Genomic DNA, 16,810 nt, shown 5'->3' with positions numbered 1-16,810 from the left:
CTTTGGCTTCGCTGTTTACAATTGGGAAAGATGGGAGTCAGACATGGCACTTTCCGAACGCGAGCAAAAACTGCTCGAAGAGATGGAGCGCAACCTGCTCGCTCAGGATGCTGACCTAGCCAAGACCCTTAGAAGCACCGGTGGGACCAATCAGTCAGCCGGAAAACTAGTTGCCGGAGTCCTGGTCTTTCTTGCAGGCCTGGGCCTTTTGATCTTGGCAGTTGTTTTGCAGGTGGCCTTTTTTGGGGTCGTAGCATTCCTGGTCATGCTCATCGGCCTGGTGGTCGCGAGCGCTAATTTCAAGCTGCCCGAGCTTCCGAAAATTGAGCCCGGCCAAAAATCCAACTTCTTCGAAGATCGCTGGAATCAGCGCTTTGGTAACGAGTAGCTAAAGCCTCTCAAAACCCCGCCTCGGCGGGGTTTTTCTTTTTTCAAAATCTTGCTCAAAACGTGATAAAAAACACGCCTAAATCAAGCAAAGTGGAGCAAAGTGGAGTAAAGTGGAGGTAATTGCTTGGGAAGGGGTGCAAAGTGCTACTTGGTACTCACACGCCCAAGCTGGACGACAAGGGCCGCATCATCCTTCCTGCCAAGTTCCGTGACGAGCTTGGAGACGGCATTGTCATCACTCGCGGCCAAGAGCGTTGTCTCTACGTCTTTTCGGCAAAAGAATTTGCCTCGGTCCACGAGAAGATCCGACAGGCGCCAGTCACCAACGAGGAGGCGAGGCGTTATCTGCGCGTCTTTCTCTCCGGAGCCAGTGACGAATCAGTTGACCGCCAGGGTCGAGTTCTGCTTCCTCAGCTGCTTCGCGAGTACGCAGGCCTGAGCAAGGAACTCGTAATTATCGGCGTTGGTGCCCGAGCTGAAATTTGGGACGCTGCAACCTGGCAGACCTACCTCGCTTCAAATGAAGAAGGATTCGCCTCGCAAGCGCAGGAGGTGATTCCGGGATTGTTCTAGCCCCTGCCCTTCGGTCCTTGGCCGTGCTCCGACTTCCTTCCCATAAGCCGGATCAAGTGAAAACCAAGCTCACAAACGGACAAGGACCGAAGGGTAGGGACCAGACAGCGGAAATGCTATGAATCAGACCATCGCAGAGCTTCACCAGCCGGTAATGCTGCAGCGTTGCCTGGATTTGCTAGCACCCGGTTTTCAGGGCCAGAATCCGGTTGCTATCGACTGCACTCTCGGACTTGGTGGTCACACCGAGGCGATGCTGAGCCAGTTCCCAAACCTCACGGTGATTGGAATTGACCGGGACCCGGTAGCCATTGAATTGGCCAGCAAGCGTTTAGCCGAGTTCGGAACCAGATTTTTGCCGGCTTTCGCGCGCTACGACGAGATTGACGAAATTCTGCAGCAGCGCGGCATTTCTGAGGTGCACGGAATCTTGATGGACCTTGGCGTTAGCAGCATGCAGCTGGACCAGTCTGACCGAGGCTTTGCCTATGCCCAGGATGCGCCGCTAGACATGCGCATGGATCAGACGAGCGGCAAGACCGCAGCTGACTTGCTCGCCACCCTGGACGAGGCTGAACTGACCAGAATTTTCCGCAAGTACGGTGAGGAACGATTTGCCGGTCCGATTGCAAGACGAATCGTAAAAGACCGCCAGGTTACCCCAATTTTGACCAGTGTCCAGCTAAACCGTTTGGTTTCGGAGGTGGTTCCAGTCATCCCTGGCAAGACCCTCGGTCACCCAGCCAAGCGGATTTACCAGGCTCTACGAATTGCAGTGAACGACGAGCTTTCAGTGCTTGAGGACGCCATGCCCCAGGCAATCGCTGCGCTAGCTGTTGGTGGCCGCCTTGTAGTGATGTCCTATCACTCGCTGGAGGACGGGATTGTCAAAGAAGCCCTCCAGGCGGCCGCCACAAGTACCACTCCGGTTGAGATGCCAATAGAGCTCCCCGGCACCGCACCAATTTTGAAGATTGTCACCCGCGGCGTGGAGCGCGCCACGGAACTTGAACTGGAGAAAAACCCAAGGTCTGCCTCGGCACGGCTTCGGGCGGCAGAAAAACTGGAGGCAAAATAATGGCTGTTTACATGGTTTCCCAGCGAGAGGCAAGGAGCCTGCGTCCCAACATGACAGCGGGATTGATCTTCGTGATTGGGATCGTGGTTGTCCTGATTGGGCAGCTGGTTCTAAACATGATTCTCACTCAGGACGCCTACCAGCTTCGCAGCCTCAAGATTGAGAAGCGAGACCTCGCCACCCAAGTCCAGATTCTTCAGGAGGAGGTCGACTCGCTAGCATCCCCGCAAAACCTTGCCGATGCCGCTAACCGTTTGGGTATGGTTGCCAACCCAGCCTCCGTGCTACTGGACATCGAGTCTGACAAGGTTTACGGAAAGCCAAAGCCTGCCGACCCTGCAACCGCTGCCGTTGCCAGCGGCAACCTGGTAGCAAACTCCGCCATGGGTACCGTTTCAGAATTCAGTGCTGCCACTGTTGCCTCTGCTGAGGTCTCTGCGGGTGTCGAAACTGAGCAAAGCAGCGAACCTGTCGTAACTTTGCAAGCGGGAGAAATTCCAGCTTCACCAACCAGATAGGCCGCCATGGGTACTCACGCAAAGCTCTCTAGGCGCTTGAGTATTTTCGCCATGCTGCTCGTAGTTTTGGTATTAGCCTTGGGGTGGAGGCTGGTCGATTACCAGCTGGTTCGGGCCCAAGAAATTCAGGCCGAGTCTCTGGAATCGCGTTCGGTTACTCAAACCCTTACTGCACTTCGCGGTGAAATTCGGGATGCAAACGGTCAGGTGCTGGCTCGGACTGTTTTTCGCTACGACGTTAATGCCGCCCCTAAGAATGTTGGCAGTGTCTTCAAGACCGTAGACGGAGTTCGAACAGAGCGCACGGTTGAGCAGATAGTCATGGAGCTGGCGCCACTTTTGGGTTTGAGTGTTGAAGAGTTGATGCTAAAACTTCAGGGCGACTCTGAGTACTCAAACCTAGCCAAGAAAGTTGATGCCCAAACCTACAACGACATAAAGGAACTCGGCATCCCCTGGATCTACTTTGATCCCTTTGCCGACCGGCTCTATCCAAACGGTGCAGTGGCAGGCAATCTGATTGGTTTTGTGGGTTCGGATGGAGTTCCGCTTGCCGGCCTAGAGCGCCAGTACAACACCTGTTTGGCCGGAGTCGATGGCCAGGAGACCTTTGAGCGAAGTGCCGAAGGGGTTCGAATCCCGACTTCCAACGTGGTGACTCAGCCCACCGAAAATGGTTCGACCCTGAACCTCTCGATTGATGCAAATTTGCAGTTTTTTGCCCAGCAGGTCCTGGCTGACACCGTCAACGAGCTTGGAGCCCAGTGGGCCTCGGCTGTCGTGGTGGAAGTTGAAACTGGCAAATTGCTGGCTGCTGCTGAAGCGCCAACTGTCGACCCCAATGACCCAAGTGCCTCTGATGCCAGTAATCGCGGTTCAAAGATTTTCCAGGCGGCATTCGAGCCTGGCTCCATCATGAAGGCGCTAACCTCTGCCATGGTTTTGGACACTGGCACTGCTGATGCCTACGACACGGTGCCGGCACCGGACTATCAGCGCCTTGACTTTCCAGGTGGTTGGATCAAAGACAGCTTTGGTCACGAGAAATTCAACCTCACCCTCGGCGGAGTGCTGCGCTACTCTTCGAACACGGGAATGTCGAACTTCGGCGTGAAGATCGACAAGAAGACCCGTTACAACTACCTGCAAAAATTTGGCTTTGGTTCCGAGAGCGCTCTGAACTTCGAGGGGGAGTCCCAGGGAATTCTGCACAACTACGAGGACTGGGACAAGATGACCAACTACGCCACGACCTACGGTCAGGGAATTTCGGTCACCGGCATCCAGATGGCATACGCCTACCAGGCAATGGCAAACGGTGGGGTCAGGCTGGACCCAATTTTGGTTGAGAACTGCATGAGCGAAGACGGCACTATCGAGTACGCCCCCACCCAAAAGGCCACCCGTGTGCTGGATGCGTCAACCGCGAAACTGAACATCAACCTCATGGAAAAGGTTGTCGAGTTTGGGGGTGTGGGCCAGAATGCCGCTGTGGAGGGCTACCGAGTGGCTGGTAAGACCGGTACCGCACAGATCAAAGATGGCAGTGGCTACGGCTCCCAATTCGCGATCTCCTTCTATGGCATTGCCCCGGCGGAAAACCCCAAGTTTGTGGTTGGGGTGACAATCTATAAGGGACAGGGTGTTAGTAACTCCCTCAAGGCGACAGGGCCGTTCAAGGCGATCATGTCTCAAGCCCTCAAGAGTTATCGAGTCCCACCCTCAACGACACTTTCACCTGACCTACCATCTGGATCGCAGGGCGAAGTTGAGCCTAGAAACTAGCGAACTGGCGCGTAAGTTTCGCCTGAGCTCCAATTACTTTCACACCCTTGTCTCTGGTGTTCAACTTGACTCACGCCTGATAGTGCCGGGAGATTTATTCATCGCTGCCGAGGGAGAGCGCTCCCATGGCATTGAATTTCTTGAGCGGGCAAGAGCCGCCGGAGCCGTAGCGGTGCTAACCGACGAGCACCACGTCCCAACCGGAGATTTTCCAACCCTGATCCATCCGAACCCCAAGCAGGTTGCGGGTGAGATTGCGGGGGAGCTTTACGGCACCAGGACCGCTGGCATGAGGCTTTTTGGGGTAACTGGAACTAACGGTAAGACCTCAACGGTCAGCTACCTTCAGCAAATTCTGACCCAACTGCAAGTTTCTTGCGGCTTGAGCGCCTCCACGAATCGCATCGTAGGCAATGAGATTCGCGGAAGTGAGCTAACCACACCCGAGGTCACCCAGCTGCACAAGATGCTCGCGGAGATGAGAGCCGCCGGGCAGATGGCTGCGGTCATTGAAGTTTCCGCCCAGGCAATGATTCGAAATCGGGTGGATGCCATTTTGTTCGAAACTGTGGGTTTTACCAACCTCTCCAGGGACCACCTCGATGATTTCGGGTCAATGGACCAGTACCTGGTGGCGAAGGCCAGGCTGTTTACCTCTGAGTTCGCGAAATCCGGGGTGATTCTCAACGAAGATCCTTACGCCGCGCAGCTGATAACTATGTGCCAGATCCCGATTGTCACAATTGGCGAAGGCGGGGATTACCGTTACCGTTTCACGGGGCAGCAGCTATCAATTTCCGGCAAGCAGACCGGAGTTTTTAGCTTCACTGGCGGTGCCTTGATGGCCAAGAATCTTGTGGTTGCAGTCGTGATGCTGCTGGAGGCTGGCTTTGATGTCGATGCATTGTCCTCCGCAGTCTCAAATGCCAATTTGAATGTCTCAGGGCGCCTGCAGCGAGTGAGTGAAAAAAAGCCCGCCGTCTTTGTCGACTACGCACACACCCCAGCGGGAGTTGAGGCTGCGGTTCAAGAGATTGCCTCAAGGTATCCAAGTCTTACCGTTGTGCTCGGAGCCAGTGGAAATCGTGACCAGGGCAAACGGGCGGCCATGGCTGAGGCTGGCGCGAAGGCCAGCACGCTGATAATTACCGACCAGCACCCTCGAGATGAGGACCCGGCGGCAATTAGAGAAACGCTGGTCTCAACGGCCCAAAAAATTATGGACAGTGGGAGGCTTTTCGAGATTTCCGACCCTGAAGCTGCGATAGCGAAGGCCATCGAGCTCACAAGTGAGGATTCGGCGGTGCTCTGGTGTGGGCCGGGACACCTGAAGTATCGAGAGATTTCTGGAACCAAGGTTCCATTTGATGCGATTGAAATCGCTAGAAGGGCCGTCGAGCGTGATTGAACTTTCACTGGCTGAGATAGCCACGGCTGTAAACGGCAGGATTGTTTCGGGCAATCCCGAAGATGTGGTGAGTGGTGTCTGCGACACAGATTCCAGGAACATCGGTGTCGGAGATGTCTTTTTTGCCAAGCTGGGGGAGCACGATGACGGGCATCGCTACCTGCCCGATGCTGTGACTCGTGGCGCTGCCCTTGCGATTGTTTCAACTCCCAGAGCGGATGCCGCCATAGCTCAAATCCAGGTTGAGGACACGGTTCTGGCCCTGCGGGACTTGGCTGCCGAGGTGCTAAGGCGAGTCAGGGCAATTGGTGACCTCCAGGTAATTGGAATCACCGGATCAAACGGCAAGACATCAACCAAAAACATGCTGGCGGCAATTTTGAGTCGGGTTGGCAAGACTGTTGCCCCTCGGGATTCCTTCAACAATGAGGTTGGGCTGCCAATAACAGTTTTGAGATTGGAACCTGACACCAGGTACTTGGTCCTGGAAATGGGGGCCGCCGGTATCGGGTCAATTGAGAAACTGGCCTCCTGGTGCAAGCCGGAAATAGGAATCGAACTAAAGGTAGGTCTCGCCCACGCGGGAGCTTTTGGCTCGGTTGACATAACCGCGCAGATTAAACGCGAGCTAATGCCGCACATCACCAAAGTGGCGATCTTGAACGCCGATGACCCAATCGTTTCTAAGTTTGAGCCAAGCCCCGGTGTAAACAAAGTGACGTTTGGCTTTGACAATGGGGCAGACTTCGAGATCGGGAGAGTGACCTTGTCGCTGGCCGGCACCGACATCGAAATGAAGTTCCCCGATGGAGACGCCCAATTGCTTCGCCTGAAGATTTTGGGCGAGCACCAGGCAATGAATGCAGCTGCAGCTTTAGCGGCAGCGGAGCAGCTGGGGGTCCCACGAACAATTTCCATGCGGGCACTAAGTGACATGGAGCTCGCAGAGCGCTGGAGGATGCAGCTGATTCAGCGCCCAGATGGCGTCTTTGTCATCAACGATGCCTACAACGCTTCCCCGGATTCGATGCGGGCCGCTCTTCAGACACTTGCCACGATTGGGCGACAGGGCCACCGAACAATCGCAGTGCTGGGTCAAATGGCCGAGCTCGGACCATACGGCAATGAGCTTCACGATCAGCTGGGGAGACTGGTGGTCCGCTACAACATTGACCAGCTATACGTGGTGGGTGATGAAGCCAAGCTAATCCACATGGGAGCGATGCAGGAGGGCAGCTGGGACGGGGAATCTCATTTTTCTCAGACTGTCAGCGAAGCATTTGAGGTCATTGCTGGCAAGCTAGTCGCCGGCGACGTGGTGCTGGTTAAATCCAGCAACGTGGCTGGATTGCGATTTTTAGGTGATGAATTGGCAGGATTGAAATGAGAGCTCTGCTCGCAGCTGGCGCCATAGCCATGTTCATCTCACTCTTTGCCACCCCGGGTTTCATTTGGCTCTTCAAAAACCTGCAGTGGGGTCAATTCATCCGTGACGACGGCCCCAAGGCTCACCACACCAAACGGGGCACTCCAACCATGGGTGGAATAGTAATTTTGACCGCTGCAACCGTCGGATACTTTGTCTCAAAGCTGATAAACGGGGAGAACCCATCCATGTCAGCCCTGCTGGTTATTTTCATGATGCTCGGCCTTGGGCTGGTTGGGTTTATTGATGATTACATCAAGGTCCGCAATCAAAGAAGCCTCGGGCTGACCGGTTGGGCAAAGATTGCAGGGCAGGTCGTGGTTGCTGTCATTTTTGCCGTCCTGGCTTTGGGTTTTCCAGACGAAGACGGGCTCACTCCAGCATCTACCGCGATTTCACTTTTCCGTGATTTACCGATTGATCTCTTCATCTGGGGTTCGGTAATTGGCATGGGGCTGTTCATAGCGTGGATATCGCTTTTGGTAACAAGCGCCTCAAACGGTGTGAACATCGCTGATGGCCTAGACGGCTTGGCCTCCGGCTCGGCGATAATGGCCATCGGTGCATACGTGGTGATCGGGTTTTGGCAGTTCAACCAAAGTTGCTCCACCGTTACTGAGAACTTAGCTTCCTGCTACAACGTCAGGGACCCGCTGGATGTGGCAGTTGTCGCCGCCGCGATTGTTGGCGCATGTGTCGGGTTCCTCTGGTGGAACACCTCTCCGGCTCAAATCTTCATGGGCGATGTCGGGTCTCTGGGCCTTGGCGGCGCCCTTGCCGCCCTGGCGATTGTGTCTCGAACCGAGCTGCTTTTGGTTCTAATCGGCGGGATCTTTGTCATTGTCACCGGTTCTGTGGTGATCCAGCGCACCTATTTCAAGCTAACCAAGTGGCGCACTGGGACAGGAAAACGGGTGTTCCTGATGTCCCCGTTGCACCACCATTTTGAACTCAAGGGCTGGGCTGAGGTGACCGTTGTGGTTCGCTTCTGGATCATCGCCGCACTAAGCGTGGTTTCTGGAATCGGGCTGTTCTACGTGGAGTGGATCTACGGAATATGATTTCGCAGCGCAGCTGGCACGATGACTGGGCCAATCTGCAGGTGGCAGTTTTAGGCCTTGGAAAAAGCGGCTTCTCGGTTGCAGACACCATGGTTGAGCTTGGGGCCTCCGTAGTTGTTTTTGCTGCAAATGCCGATGAACACTTCCGCAACCTACTAGATGTCATTGGCGCGGAGCTGGTCGCCAGTGATCAGCCGGCACAGTTCACAGCAGCTGAGCGAAGTTTTGATTTTGCAGTCGTATCACCCGGCTTTGCACCCAGTCACCCTCTAGTGAAGCTGCTCGAAGAGCAGGGGGTCGAACTGCTAACTGACATTGACCTGGCTTTTCGCCTGAGGGACAAAACCTCCAAGGTTGCCAAGTGGATTGCTATTACCGGAACCAACGGAAAAACCACGACCACCGAGCTAACCACCCACATTCTCAACGAGGCCGGTTATCGAGCAGTTGCCTGCGGAAACATAGGTAATCCGATCCTTGATGCGGTGCGAGATCCTGACGGTTTTGATTTTCTGGTCGTTGAGCTGAGCAGTTTTCAGCTGCACTACATGGGCTCGATCCAGCCCCTAGCCAGCGCATTTCTCAACCTGGCTCCCGATCACATTGACTGGCATGGGTCGTTTGATAGCTACTTTGCAGATAAGTCAAAGGTCTTTGAGAACACCGAAATTGCCATCGTTTACAACCTGGAAGACTCAAAGACCCTTGAAGCGGCTGAAAATGCCGACGTGATTGAAGGCTGCAGAGCCATTGGCTTCACCACTCAGATTCCACCCGTGGCCGCAATCGGTTTTGTCGAGGAATTCTTGGTTGACCGTGCCTTTATTGACGATCGACAGAAAAGCGCTCAAGAGATTGCGACTCTCGATGAAATTGGACAAATCGGTGTGGTCAGCAAGCACCTCAAGTCCAACGTAGCCGCCGCCACCGCTTTGGCGAGAGCCGCCGGCGTTGAGTCAGATCAAATAAGATCAGCCCTCACTTCATTCAAGTTGGCTCCGCACCGAATTCAGTTGGTTGCTCGGGTTTCAGGAGTCGACTTCATAGATGACTCAAAGGCAACCAACGCTCATGCGGCTGCAGCCTCCCTGGCCGCGTTTGACTCAGTGGTTTGGATTGTTGGCGGTTTGCTCAAGGGGGTCGATCCAAAGCCACTAGTTCAGGAATTCGGTTCCAAACTCCGCGGGGCGGTGGTGATCGGAAAAGACACGCAAATCCTAGAAGCCTTGTTTGCTGAGGTTTTACCGATGCTTCCAGTTAGGGTCATCTCGGGAGCGGATGTCATGATTGAAGCGGTAGAAGCGGCAGCCTCGCTGGCGCAGGCGGGAGACACTGTTTTGCTTGCCCCAGCCGCAGCGTCCATGGATCAGTTTGTCGACTACGCGGATCGTGGGTTGAAGTTTCAGGCTGAGGTTAGAAAGCTAGCCGGCTCATGACAACGTTGAAAACCGCCCTTGCCCCAAGGCTTCACGCTCAATCCAAGCTATTTTTCTGGCTCCTGGGGCTAACCCTGTTCATCGTGGCCATTGGTCTGGTGATGGTTGCTAGTGCTTCGGCGGTGGACGCCTTCAAGACGACTTCAAATGCCGGTAGTACTTTCTTCCGTCAGGGTGGATTTGCCCTGATTGGGCTTGTGGGCATGTTGGTGGCATCCAACATCCCCATGGAGGTTTACCGGCGTGCTGCCCAACTGTTTTTGTATGTTTCACTCGGCGCTCAGGTGGCGACGGTTATTTTTGGTCAGGACATCAATGGAAACCGAAACTGGCTTGACCTTGGTCCGTTTTCGATTCAGCCCTCTGAGTTTCTAAAACTCGCGCTAGTCATTTTTGTCGCACTGCAGCTTTCTCAGCTGGATGATCGAGATCCGTTTTACAACAGGCAAATTTGGACCAGGGTTGCTGGCTTCTCAGCCATCTCAATCGGATTGGTGGCTGTTGCCGGACGCGACATGGGTACCGGAATTGTCATGGTCATCATGATGATGGGTGTAGTGCTGTTTGCTGGATTGAATCCGGGCATTTGGGCTGGACTAGCCGCCGGTGGTGCCGTGCTGGGTGCTGTTCTGGTGATGAGTTCGTCATCGCGAAGAATTCGATTTGATGCCTGGCTAAACCCAGATGCAGCGGACCCGATGGGGGTGCGCTGGCAATTTGAACACGGAACTTGGGCTCTTGCGTCGGGGGGGCTATTCGGAACCGGACTTGGGCGGTCAAAGCTCAAGTGGAGCTGGATCCCAGAGGTTGAAAATGACTTTATTTTTGCCATCATTGGCGAGGAGCTGGGCCTGATTGGCGCGCTGATGGTGGTGCTGCTGTTTTTCACCATGGGTATGGTGCTCTTTGCCATCGCACAGGCTCAGACCAGCTCATTCAATAGAAACATCGTGATCGGTGTGATGTTGTGGATCGTGATGCAGGGCTTTATCAACATGGGCGTTGTGGTGGGGCTGTTCCCTGTGCTCGGTGTCCCGCTGCCATTGATTTCTGCCGGTGGGTCCTCGCTGATCGCTACCCTGGGCGCAATCGGAGTGGTGCTTGCTGTGGAGCGTGACCGAGTAGCTAACCTGGGCAGAAGGCGATGACCCGCTTTTTGCTGGCCGGGGGCGGCACCGCCGGCCACGTAAATCCTATGCTCGCCCTCGCACAGTCACTCCGAGGCCTGGATCACCACGTCGTCACGCTGGGAACCAAGGAGGGTCTGGAATCTCGATTGGTCCCCGAACGCGGTTTCGAGCTCTTGACCATTGCTAGGTTGCCTTTTCCTCGCCGGCTAACCCTCGCGGCTCTAGTTTTTCCTATTCGTTTTCTGGTTGCCACGACTGAGGTTTTGGGGATGATCCGCAGACACCGAATTGATGCTGTGGTGGGTTTTGGTGGCTACGCTTCGGCTCCGGCCTATGTTGCGGCTTTTCTAGCTCGCAAGCCGCTGGTGATTCACGAGGCCAATGCGCTTGCTGGAATCGCCAATCGGCTTGGTGCCAAGCTCACCAAGCACGTGGCGGTTGCTTTCCCGAACAGCAACTTGGGAGAGGCGGCAATTACGGGCATGCCAATTCGCCCGGAGATTGTTCAGTCTGCCATCGGGTATGACCAGGGCCAGGCCAGAATCGAATTGGGTTTGGACCCGGTCCTGCCAACGCTTTTAGTGACCGGCGGATCGCTCGGCGCAAAAAGTATCAACGAAACAGTCATTGCCTCACTTGATCAACTTTCTGCAGCCGGCATACAGGTCTTGCACATTGTGGGGGATCGCGCTGGCCTTGAGCCGGTTGCAACCAAGGGCTACGTCCGGATGAATTATTGCGACCGGATGGATGTCGCGATTGCGGCCAGCACATTGGCCATTTCTCGTGCAGGTAGCAGCACAGTGAGTGAATTTGCCGCATGTGGGCTACCCGCGATTTACGTGCCCTACCCGGTTGGGAACGGAGAGCAGCGCTTCAATGCACTGACCGTCGTTGAAGCTGGAGGTGGAAAAATTGTGAGCGATGCCGATTTCACCCCGGATTACGTTCTTTCAGATGTGGTGCCGGTCATTAGTCACAGAGCCACCATTGAGCAAATGGCAAAGGCTGCCAAATCGGTGGGAATTCCAGATGCCACAGAGAGGCTGCGCGAGCTTGTGCTCGATGCGGTGAATACTAATAACCGTGATTAAGCCTGACTATACCCAGCCCATTCCCGACGACCTTGGAACAGTTCATTTCATTGGAATTGGCGGAAGCGGGATGTCTGGCATTGCCAGGTTGACACTAGGTATGGGCCACAAGGTTACGGGCTCTGACCTCCGAGACACGGCTAACGTAAAGGCCCTGAGGGATCTCGGGGCTGAGATTGACATTGGCCATGCGGCAGAAAATCTTGGCAATCCGGACACCGTTGTGGTCACAAGCGCTCTGTGGCCAACTAATCCTGAGCTGCTGTTGGCCCAGGAGCGTGGGTTACCGATTCTGCACCGCTCTGCCCTGTTGGCTCACCTTGCCTCGCGTGGTCGCTTGATTGCGGTTGCGGGGGCTCACGGCAAGACCACTTCCACCGGAATGGTTATTACGGCTTTGAATCGCCTTGGTGCTGACCCGAGCTTTGTCAACGGGGGAGTGATCCAGGAGCTTGGCGCATCTGCTGATTTTGGCAGCGGAGAATTTTTTGTGATTGAGGCCGATGAGTCTGACAGTTCTTTCCTGCACTACAAAACCGATGTAGCGCTAATTACCAATGTCGACCCAGATCACCTAGACCACTTTGGCTCTCTTGAAGCGTTCGAGGGCGAATTTGTGAAGTTTGCCGACTCGGCAGAGTCCTTGGTCGTAATTTCGTCTGACGATCCTGGCGCCACCAGGGTTCGTTCACGTCTCACTCATGCCAACGTTCTAAGTTTTGGTACTGCTGGGTCTGCGAACGTGAGAGTTGTGGCTTTGGACAGCTCGGGCCCTAAGGTCTCATTCAAGTTGCAGTTTGGGGACCTTGAACACCAGATGGAACTGAGTGTCCCCGGTCACCACAACGCCCTGAATGCCGCTGGTGCTGTAGCCGTCTTGGTTGGCTTGGGGTTTGATTTTGCCCAGGCCTGCGATGCCGTACAGCCCTTCTCCGGCACGCAGCGGAGATTTGAGCTGCACGGTCAGGTGCGGGGAGTACGGGTTTACGACGACTTTGCGCATCACCCGACCGAGGTAGCCGCAGCCTTACAGGGGGCCAGGGCCGTGGTCGGTGAGGGCAAGCTGATTACAGTTTTTCAGCCACACCTTTACTCCAGAACGAGGATATTCCAGCAGGAATTTGCCGAGGTTCTAGCGATGAGTGACCAGGTGGTATGCCTGGATATCTACGCGGCTCGTGAAGATCCGGAACCTGGGGTCACCGGCGCACTGATTGCCGACCGCTTTGCCGATCAATCTCGGATGCACTACGTGCCAAATTGGGATGATGCTCCTGCGGTCGCGGCCAGACTTGCTTCTTCCGGAGATTTCATCATCACCATGGGTTGCGGTGATGTCTACCGAATGGTTCCGCAGTTGCTTGCCGCGCTGGAGGAATAGTTGAAAAAGCCAGAGCGCGAACTTTTAGGTCGCGAGGTAAAGCGGATCAAGGCAGTTCGCAACCGAGACCAGAAAACCAAGCGCAAACTTTCGGGATTTGCCATCTGGGCTCGAATCCTCGCTGTTGGGGGCCCCGTGATTTTGATGTCGGTTGTGGTCGCTACCTTCGTGACGCCCATGCTGGCGATTGAGCAAATTCGAGTTGTGGGCAATGAACGCATAAAAGCCTCGGCCGTAATGGGTGCCATGGAGGAGCTGGTTGGAAAACCGCTGACCACAGTGAGCCAGGACCAGGTTGCTCAATTACTCTCGGACTTTCCACTGATTGAAACCTTCGCTTTACAGGCCGAACCCCCGCACACCCTGACGGTCAAGGTCAGGGAGCGGCAGCCGGTGGTTACCCTGCTGCGCGGTGGCAAGAATTATCTTTACGACGCAGCCGGGGTGAAGATCTCTGAAGCTGCAGCCGGGGATTCTTACCCGTACATGCGGCTCGCAGGGGACCCAACCAAAGACCCCAAGTTTGAGACCGCTGTCGAGGTGCTGCTGTCACTGCCAGTAAACACCTACAAGCAGGTGTTTTCCATCGAGGTCTCGGAGCAGAAAACCACCAGGCTGGTGCTAAAAAAGACAGACATCAAGGTAATTTGGGGCAACACTGAAAAGGCGCTGTTGAAATCTGAGGTGCTTCAGTCGCTTATTGCCACCGGTTTGAAAAACAACGTCACCATCGACGTCTCTTCGCCAAATGCTCCCGTGGTCACCTATCCAAATTACTAAGCAAACATTTGCGACACGCCCGAGTGCTTGGGGCCTCAGGGGGGCAATCAGGCCTACCTTCATGGCGCAATTTGAAAACTCTTCAAAAGGTTAAGCCTCAGCCTTAACTTGAGAGTTTTCACAAGGAGGAGCATCGTGGCGCAGTCACCTAACTATCAGGCAGTAATCAAGGTTGTTGGCGTGGGTGGCGGTGGCGTTAATGCGCTTAACCGCATGGTGCAGTCCGGGTTGCGCGGGGTGGAGTTTGTCGCGATCAACACCGATGCTCAGGCGCTTCTAATGAGCGATGCGGACGTGAAGTTGGACATCGGCCGCGACATCACCCGCGGGCTGGGAGCCGGAGCAGACCCAGAGGTTGGTCGTCGCGCTGCCGAGGAGCACGAGTCTGAGATTGAGTCAGCACTGAAGGGTGCCGACATGGTTTTCGTCACCGCCGGTGAGGGCGGTGGCACCGGTACCGGTGGAGCACCGGTTGTGGCCAGAATTGCTAAGCGCCTTGGAGCGCTGACCGTGGGCGTGGTCACTCGTCCATTCAATTTTGAGGGTAAGCGTCGTGCGGTGCAGGCCGAAGAGGGTATTCGTGCGCTTCGCGCTGAAGTTGACACCTTGATTGTGGTTCCAAACCAGCGCCTACTTGAGATGTCCAACAAGAAGATTTCCGCACTGGAGGCTTTCATCACAGCCGATGACGTGCTGCGCGCCGGAGTCCAGGGAATTTCGGACCTGATTGTCATTCCAGGGCTAATCAACCTCGACTTCAACGATGTCAAGTCCGTAATGCAGGGTGCGGGAAGCGCCCTCATGGGTATCGGTACAGCCAAGGGTGAAGACCGTGCAGTGCGTGCCGCTGAAATCGCTGTTTCATCCCCGCTGCTCGAGGCAACAATCGAGGGTGCCCACGGCGTGCTGCTTCTGGTTCAGGGTGCTTCAGACCTTGGCCTTCACGAGATTGACGATGCAGCTCGTCTGGTCCAGGAGGCGGTCCACCCAGAGGCCAACATCATCTTTGGTGCCACCATTGAGGACACTCTCGGTGACGAGGTCAGAATTACTGTTATCGCCGCAGGTTTCGACGGTGGTGAGCCTACCTATCGCAAGTTTGAGGCCCCAGCAGCAGCTACTTTGCCAGCTGAGGCTGCCCCTCACAATGCGCTTGTCCCGGCTGAGTCGGCCGATGGCCTCGTTGAGGACCTGGCCCTGCCATCTTCTTCCGAGCTTCTAGACCAGGAGCTTGTCTCGGCCAAGCCGACAAGCCAGTCAGGAAGCTTTGGGGATGACCTAGACCTTCCTGAATTCTTCCGTTGATAGATCTCCCAACCCGTTACGAGCAGGTGCTGGCCAAAATGGCCAGTGCCTGTTCGGTTTCTGGGAGAAGTACCAGTGAAGTTGAGCTCATCGTTATCACCAAAAATCATCCGGTCACCCTGGTTGAGCAGCTGGTAGATCTCGGGCACAGGCAATTTGGAGAAAATCGAGATCAAGAAGCAAAACCCAAGGCGTTTGAACTAAGTGCTTCGCGCCCAGATTCCAATCCAACCTGGCATTTTGTTGGTCAGCTGCAGAGCAATAAAGTGAAATCGGTTTTGCAGTACGCGAATGTAATCCATTCAGTTGACAGGCCATCTTTGGTCGCGGAGCTTGCAAAGCAGCTTCCCAAACTGGACCGGCAAATTTCTGGTTTTATCGAGCTGAATCTCACCTCCGATCCTGGCCGAGGGGGAGTGCTCCCGGAGAATTTAGAGGCTTTGGCGTCCGCGGTCTTGCAGCTTGAGAACTTTGAGCTACTCGGCCTAATGGCAGTGGCTGGGCTTGGGGTTGATCCAAGGATTGATTTCGATAGAGCGTTGAATTCCCAACAGATACTGCTGCAAGTCGCTCCCCAAGCGCGATTTCTTTCGATGGGAATGAGTGAGGACTTCGAAATTGCCATTGAAATGGGAGCGACACACATTCGCGTTGGCTCTGCAATAACGGGTCCTAGAGTCCCAACCGCTTAGTCTTGAGGCAATCTAAGGAGATTTCATGGGCCTTACTAATTCAGTAATGACGTTTTTTGGCTTTGGTTCAACGGAACCTCAGCGACCAGAGAGCTCGGCAGCAAAGCCCAGACCGGTCGCATCACGCCCGCGTCGCGCTTCCGACATGTCAGAGATCATCACACTCGACCCTCAGTCCTACGCGGATGCTAAAGAGGTTGCGGCAAACTACCGACAGGGTGTGCCTGTAATCGTAAACATTGGTGCCATGAGCGAAGCTGATGCAAAGCGCATGCTCGACTTCATGCTCGGCCTCAAAGAGGCACTCGAGGGTGGATTGCGCCGAGTAACCCCAAAGGTATTCCTGCTTAGCCCCTCCCACGTCGCGGTAACCGATGCTGACGCGTCTGAGGATGAAACTCAGGACCTGCTCGACTAATAATGACAATCCTCGGGCAGCTTCTCTATTGGGTCCTGCAACTCTTCGTATACGCCATGTTTGCGAGATTTATCGTCGAGCTTGTAATGAGCTTCAGCCGCTCTTGGCGCCCTCCGGGAATCCTGATGCCGGTGGTTGATTTTGCCTTCACCATTACGGACCCTCCACTGAAATTTGTGAGGCGATTCGTTCCCCCGCTGCGATTTGGCCCGGTCGCATTGGATCTCGCTTGGACCCTCTTGCTATTGGCAGTCCTTTTTGCTCAAGGCTTTGCTCGAGCGCTCTAACACCCATAACATAGTGGGAGCGCTTTTGCGCTCTGTCAGGAAGGTTCA

At 54.9% G+C, this 16,810-nt stretch carries 17 protein-coding genes; all 17 read left to right on the top strand.

Features of this window, described 5'->3' with window-relative positions:
- Nucleotides 1-43: 43 nt before the first annotated feature.
- A complete protein-coding gene (locus HRU87_RS04235; RefSeq protein WP_173493691.1) occupies nt 44-388 on the top strand; it encodes a DUF3040 domain-containing protein in 345 nt (114 codons plus the stop codon).
- 143 nt (nt 389-531) lie between these two features.
- Nucleotides 532-963 carry a division/cell wall cluster transcriptional repressor MraZ gene (gene mraZ, locus HRU87_RS04230; protein WP_173493690.1) on the top strand — a complete coding sequence of 144 codons (432 nt, stop codon included), beginning with the start codon at nt 532-534 and terminating at the stop codon, nt 961-963.
- A 118-nt stretch (nt 964-1,081) separates the two neighbouring features.
- A complete protein-coding gene (gene rsmH / locus HRU87_RS04225; RefSeq protein WP_173493689.1) occupies nt 1,082-2,041 on the top strand; it encodes a 16S rRNA (cytosine(1402)-N(4))-methyltransferase RsmH in 960 nt (319 codons plus the stop codon).
- Nucleotides 2,041-2,559 carry a cell division protein FtsL gene (gene ftsL / locus HRU87_RS04220; protein ID WP_173493688.1) on the top strand — a complete coding sequence of 173 codons (519 nt, stop codon included), beginning with the start codon at nt 2,041-2,043 and terminating at the stop codon, nt 2,557-2,559. The genes rsmH and ftsL overlap by 1 nt, the downstream gene beginning before the upstream one ends.
- A gap of 6 nt (nt 2,560-2,565) precedes the next feature.
- Complete coding sequence (locus HRU87_RS04215) at nt 2,566-4,344, top strand: peptidoglycan D,D-transpeptidase FtsI family protein (protein WP_173493687.1); 1,779 nt, start codon at nt 2,566-2,568, stop codon at nt 4,342-4,344.
- On the top strand, nt 4,328-5,752 hold the full coding sequence (locus HRU87_RS04210) for a Mur ligase family protein (protein ID WP_173493686.1): 1,425 nt from the start codon (nt 4,328-4,330) through the stop codon (nt 5,750-5,752). The genes HRU87_RS04215 and HRU87_RS04210 overlap by 17 nt, the downstream gene beginning before the upstream one ends.
- Nucleotides 5,745-7,139 (top strand): UDP-N-acetylmuramoyl-tripeptide--D-alanyl-D-alanine ligase, encoded by a 1,395-nt coding sequence (locus HRU87_RS04205; RefSeq protein WP_173493685.1) that lies wholly within the window; start codon nt 5,745-5,747, stop codon nt 7,137-7,139. Before HRU87_RS04210 ends, HRU87_RS04205 begins: the two co-directional genes overlap by 8 nt.
- The gene (mraY, locus tag HRU87_RS04200) at nt 7,136-8,239 is read left to right on the top strand and encodes a phospho-N-acetylmuramoyl-pentapeptide-transferase (RefSeq protein WP_173493684.1); all 1,104 of its coding nucleotides are present in this window, start codon (nt 7,136-7,138) and stop codon (nt 8,237-8,239) included. Before HRU87_RS04205 ends, mraY begins: the two co-directional genes overlap by 4 nt.
- Nucleotides 8,221-9,675, top strand: coding sequence for a UDP-N-acetylmuramoyl-L-alanine--D-glutamate ligase (gene murD / locus HRU87_RS04195; protein WP_246247193.1), 1,455 nt, complete (start codon nt 8,221-8,223; stop codon nt 9,673-9,675). Before mraY ends, murD begins: the two co-directional genes overlap by 19 nt.
- Entirely contained in the window at nt 9,672-10,823 is a 1,152-nt protein-coding gene (locus tag HRU87_RS04190) for an FtsW/RodA/SpoVE family cell cycle protein (protein ID WP_173493682.1), read from the top strand. Before murD ends, HRU87_RS04190 begins: the two co-directional genes overlap by 4 nt.
- On the top strand, nt 10,820-11,899 hold the full coding sequence (gene murG, locus HRU87_RS04185) for an undecaprenyldiphospho-muramoylpentapeptide beta-N-acetylglucosaminyltransferase (protein WP_173493681.1): 1,080 nt from the start codon (nt 10,820-10,822) through the stop codon (nt 11,897-11,899). Before HRU87_RS04190 ends, murG begins: the two co-directional genes overlap by 4 nt.
- Nucleotides 11,892-13,280, top strand: a complete 1,389-nt coding sequence (gene murC / locus HRU87_RS04180) for a UDP-N-acetylmuramate--L-alanine ligase (RefSeq protein WP_173493680.1) — start codon at nt 11,892-11,894, stop codon at nt 13,278-13,280. Before murG ends, murC begins: the two co-directional genes overlap by 8 nt.
- The gene (locus HRU87_RS04175) at nt 13,281-14,060 is read left to right on the top strand and encodes an FtsQ-type POTRA domain-containing protein (protein WP_173493679.1); all 780 of its coding nucleotides are present in this window, start codon (nt 13,281-13,283) and stop codon (nt 14,058-14,060) included. It abuts the gene before it with no gap.
- A 135-nt stretch (nt 14,061-14,195) separates the two neighbouring features.
- Complete coding sequence (ftsZ, locus tag HRU87_RS04170; RefSeq protein WP_173493678.1) at nt 14,196-15,365, top strand: cell division protein FtsZ; 1,170 nt, start codon at nt 14,196-14,198, stop codon at nt 15,363-15,365.
- Nucleotides 15,362-16,057 (top strand): YggS family pyridoxal phosphate-dependent enzyme, encoded by a 696-nt coding sequence (locus HRU87_RS04165; RefSeq protein WP_246247190.1) that lies wholly within the window; start codon nt 15,362-15,364, stop codon nt 16,055-16,057. Before ftsZ ends, HRU87_RS04165 begins: the two co-directional genes overlap by 4 nt.
- Before the next feature lie 25 nt (nt 16,058-16,082).
- Complete coding sequence (locus tag HRU87_RS04160) at nt 16,083-16,475, top strand: cell division protein SepF (RefSeq protein WP_173493677.1); 393 nt, start codon at nt 16,083-16,085, stop codon at nt 16,473-16,475.
- 2 nt (nt 16,476-16,477) lie between these two features.
- Complete coding sequence (locus HRU87_RS04155; protein WP_173493676.1) at nt 16,478-16,762, top strand: YggT family protein; 285 nt, start codon at nt 16,478-16,480, stop codon at nt 16,760-16,762.
- Nucleotides 16,763-16,810: the final 48 nt, after the last annotated feature.

Source organism: Aquiluna borgnonia, from assembly GCF_013283855.1.
Taxonomy (GTDB): domain Bacteria; phylum Actinomycetota; class Actinomycetes; order Actinomycetales; family Microbacteriaceae; genus Aquiluna; species Aquiluna borgnonia.
The sequence above is the reverse complement of the archived record's forward strand: the minus strand, read 5'-3'. Positions and strand labels throughout refer to the sequence as shown.

Excerpts from the sequence above, each read along its gene's own strand:
- HRU87_RS04235 (WP_173493691.1), top strand. The coding sequence starts at position 44 with ATGGCACTTTCCGAACGCGAGCAAAAACTGCTCGAAGAGATGGAGCGC.
- rsmH (WP_173493689.1), top strand. The coding sequence starts at position 1,082 with ATGAATCAGACCATCGCAGAGCTTCACCAGCCGGTAATGCTGCAGCGT.
- ftsL (WP_173493688.1), top strand. The coding sequence starts at position 2,041 with ATGGCTGTTTACATGGTTTCCCAGCGAGAGGCAAGGAGCCTGCGTCCC.
- HRU87_RS04215 (WP_173493687.1), top strand. The coding sequence starts at position 2,566 with ATGGGTACTCACGCAAAGCTCTCTAGGCGCTTGAGTATTTTCGCCATG.
- mraY (WP_173493684.1), top strand. The coding sequence starts at position 7,136 with ATGAGAGCTCTGCTCGCAGCTGGCGCCATAGCCATGTTCATCTCACTC.
- HRU87_RS04190 (WP_173493682.1), top strand. The coding sequence starts at position 9,672 with ATGACAACGTTGAAAACCGCCCTTGCCCCAAGGCTTCACGCTCAATCC.
- murG (WP_173493681.1), top strand. The coding sequence starts at position 10,820 with ATGACCCGCTTTTTGCTGGCCGGGGGCGGCACCGCCGGCCACGTAAAT.
- HRU87_RS04160 (WP_173493677.1), top strand. The coding sequence starts at position 16,083 with ATGGGCCTTACTAATTCAGTAATGACGTTTTTTGGCTTTGGTTCAACG.
- HRU87_RS04155 (WP_173493676.1), top strand. The coding sequence starts at position 16,478 with ATGACAATCCTCGGGCAGCTTCTCTATTGGGTCCTGCAACTCTTCGTA.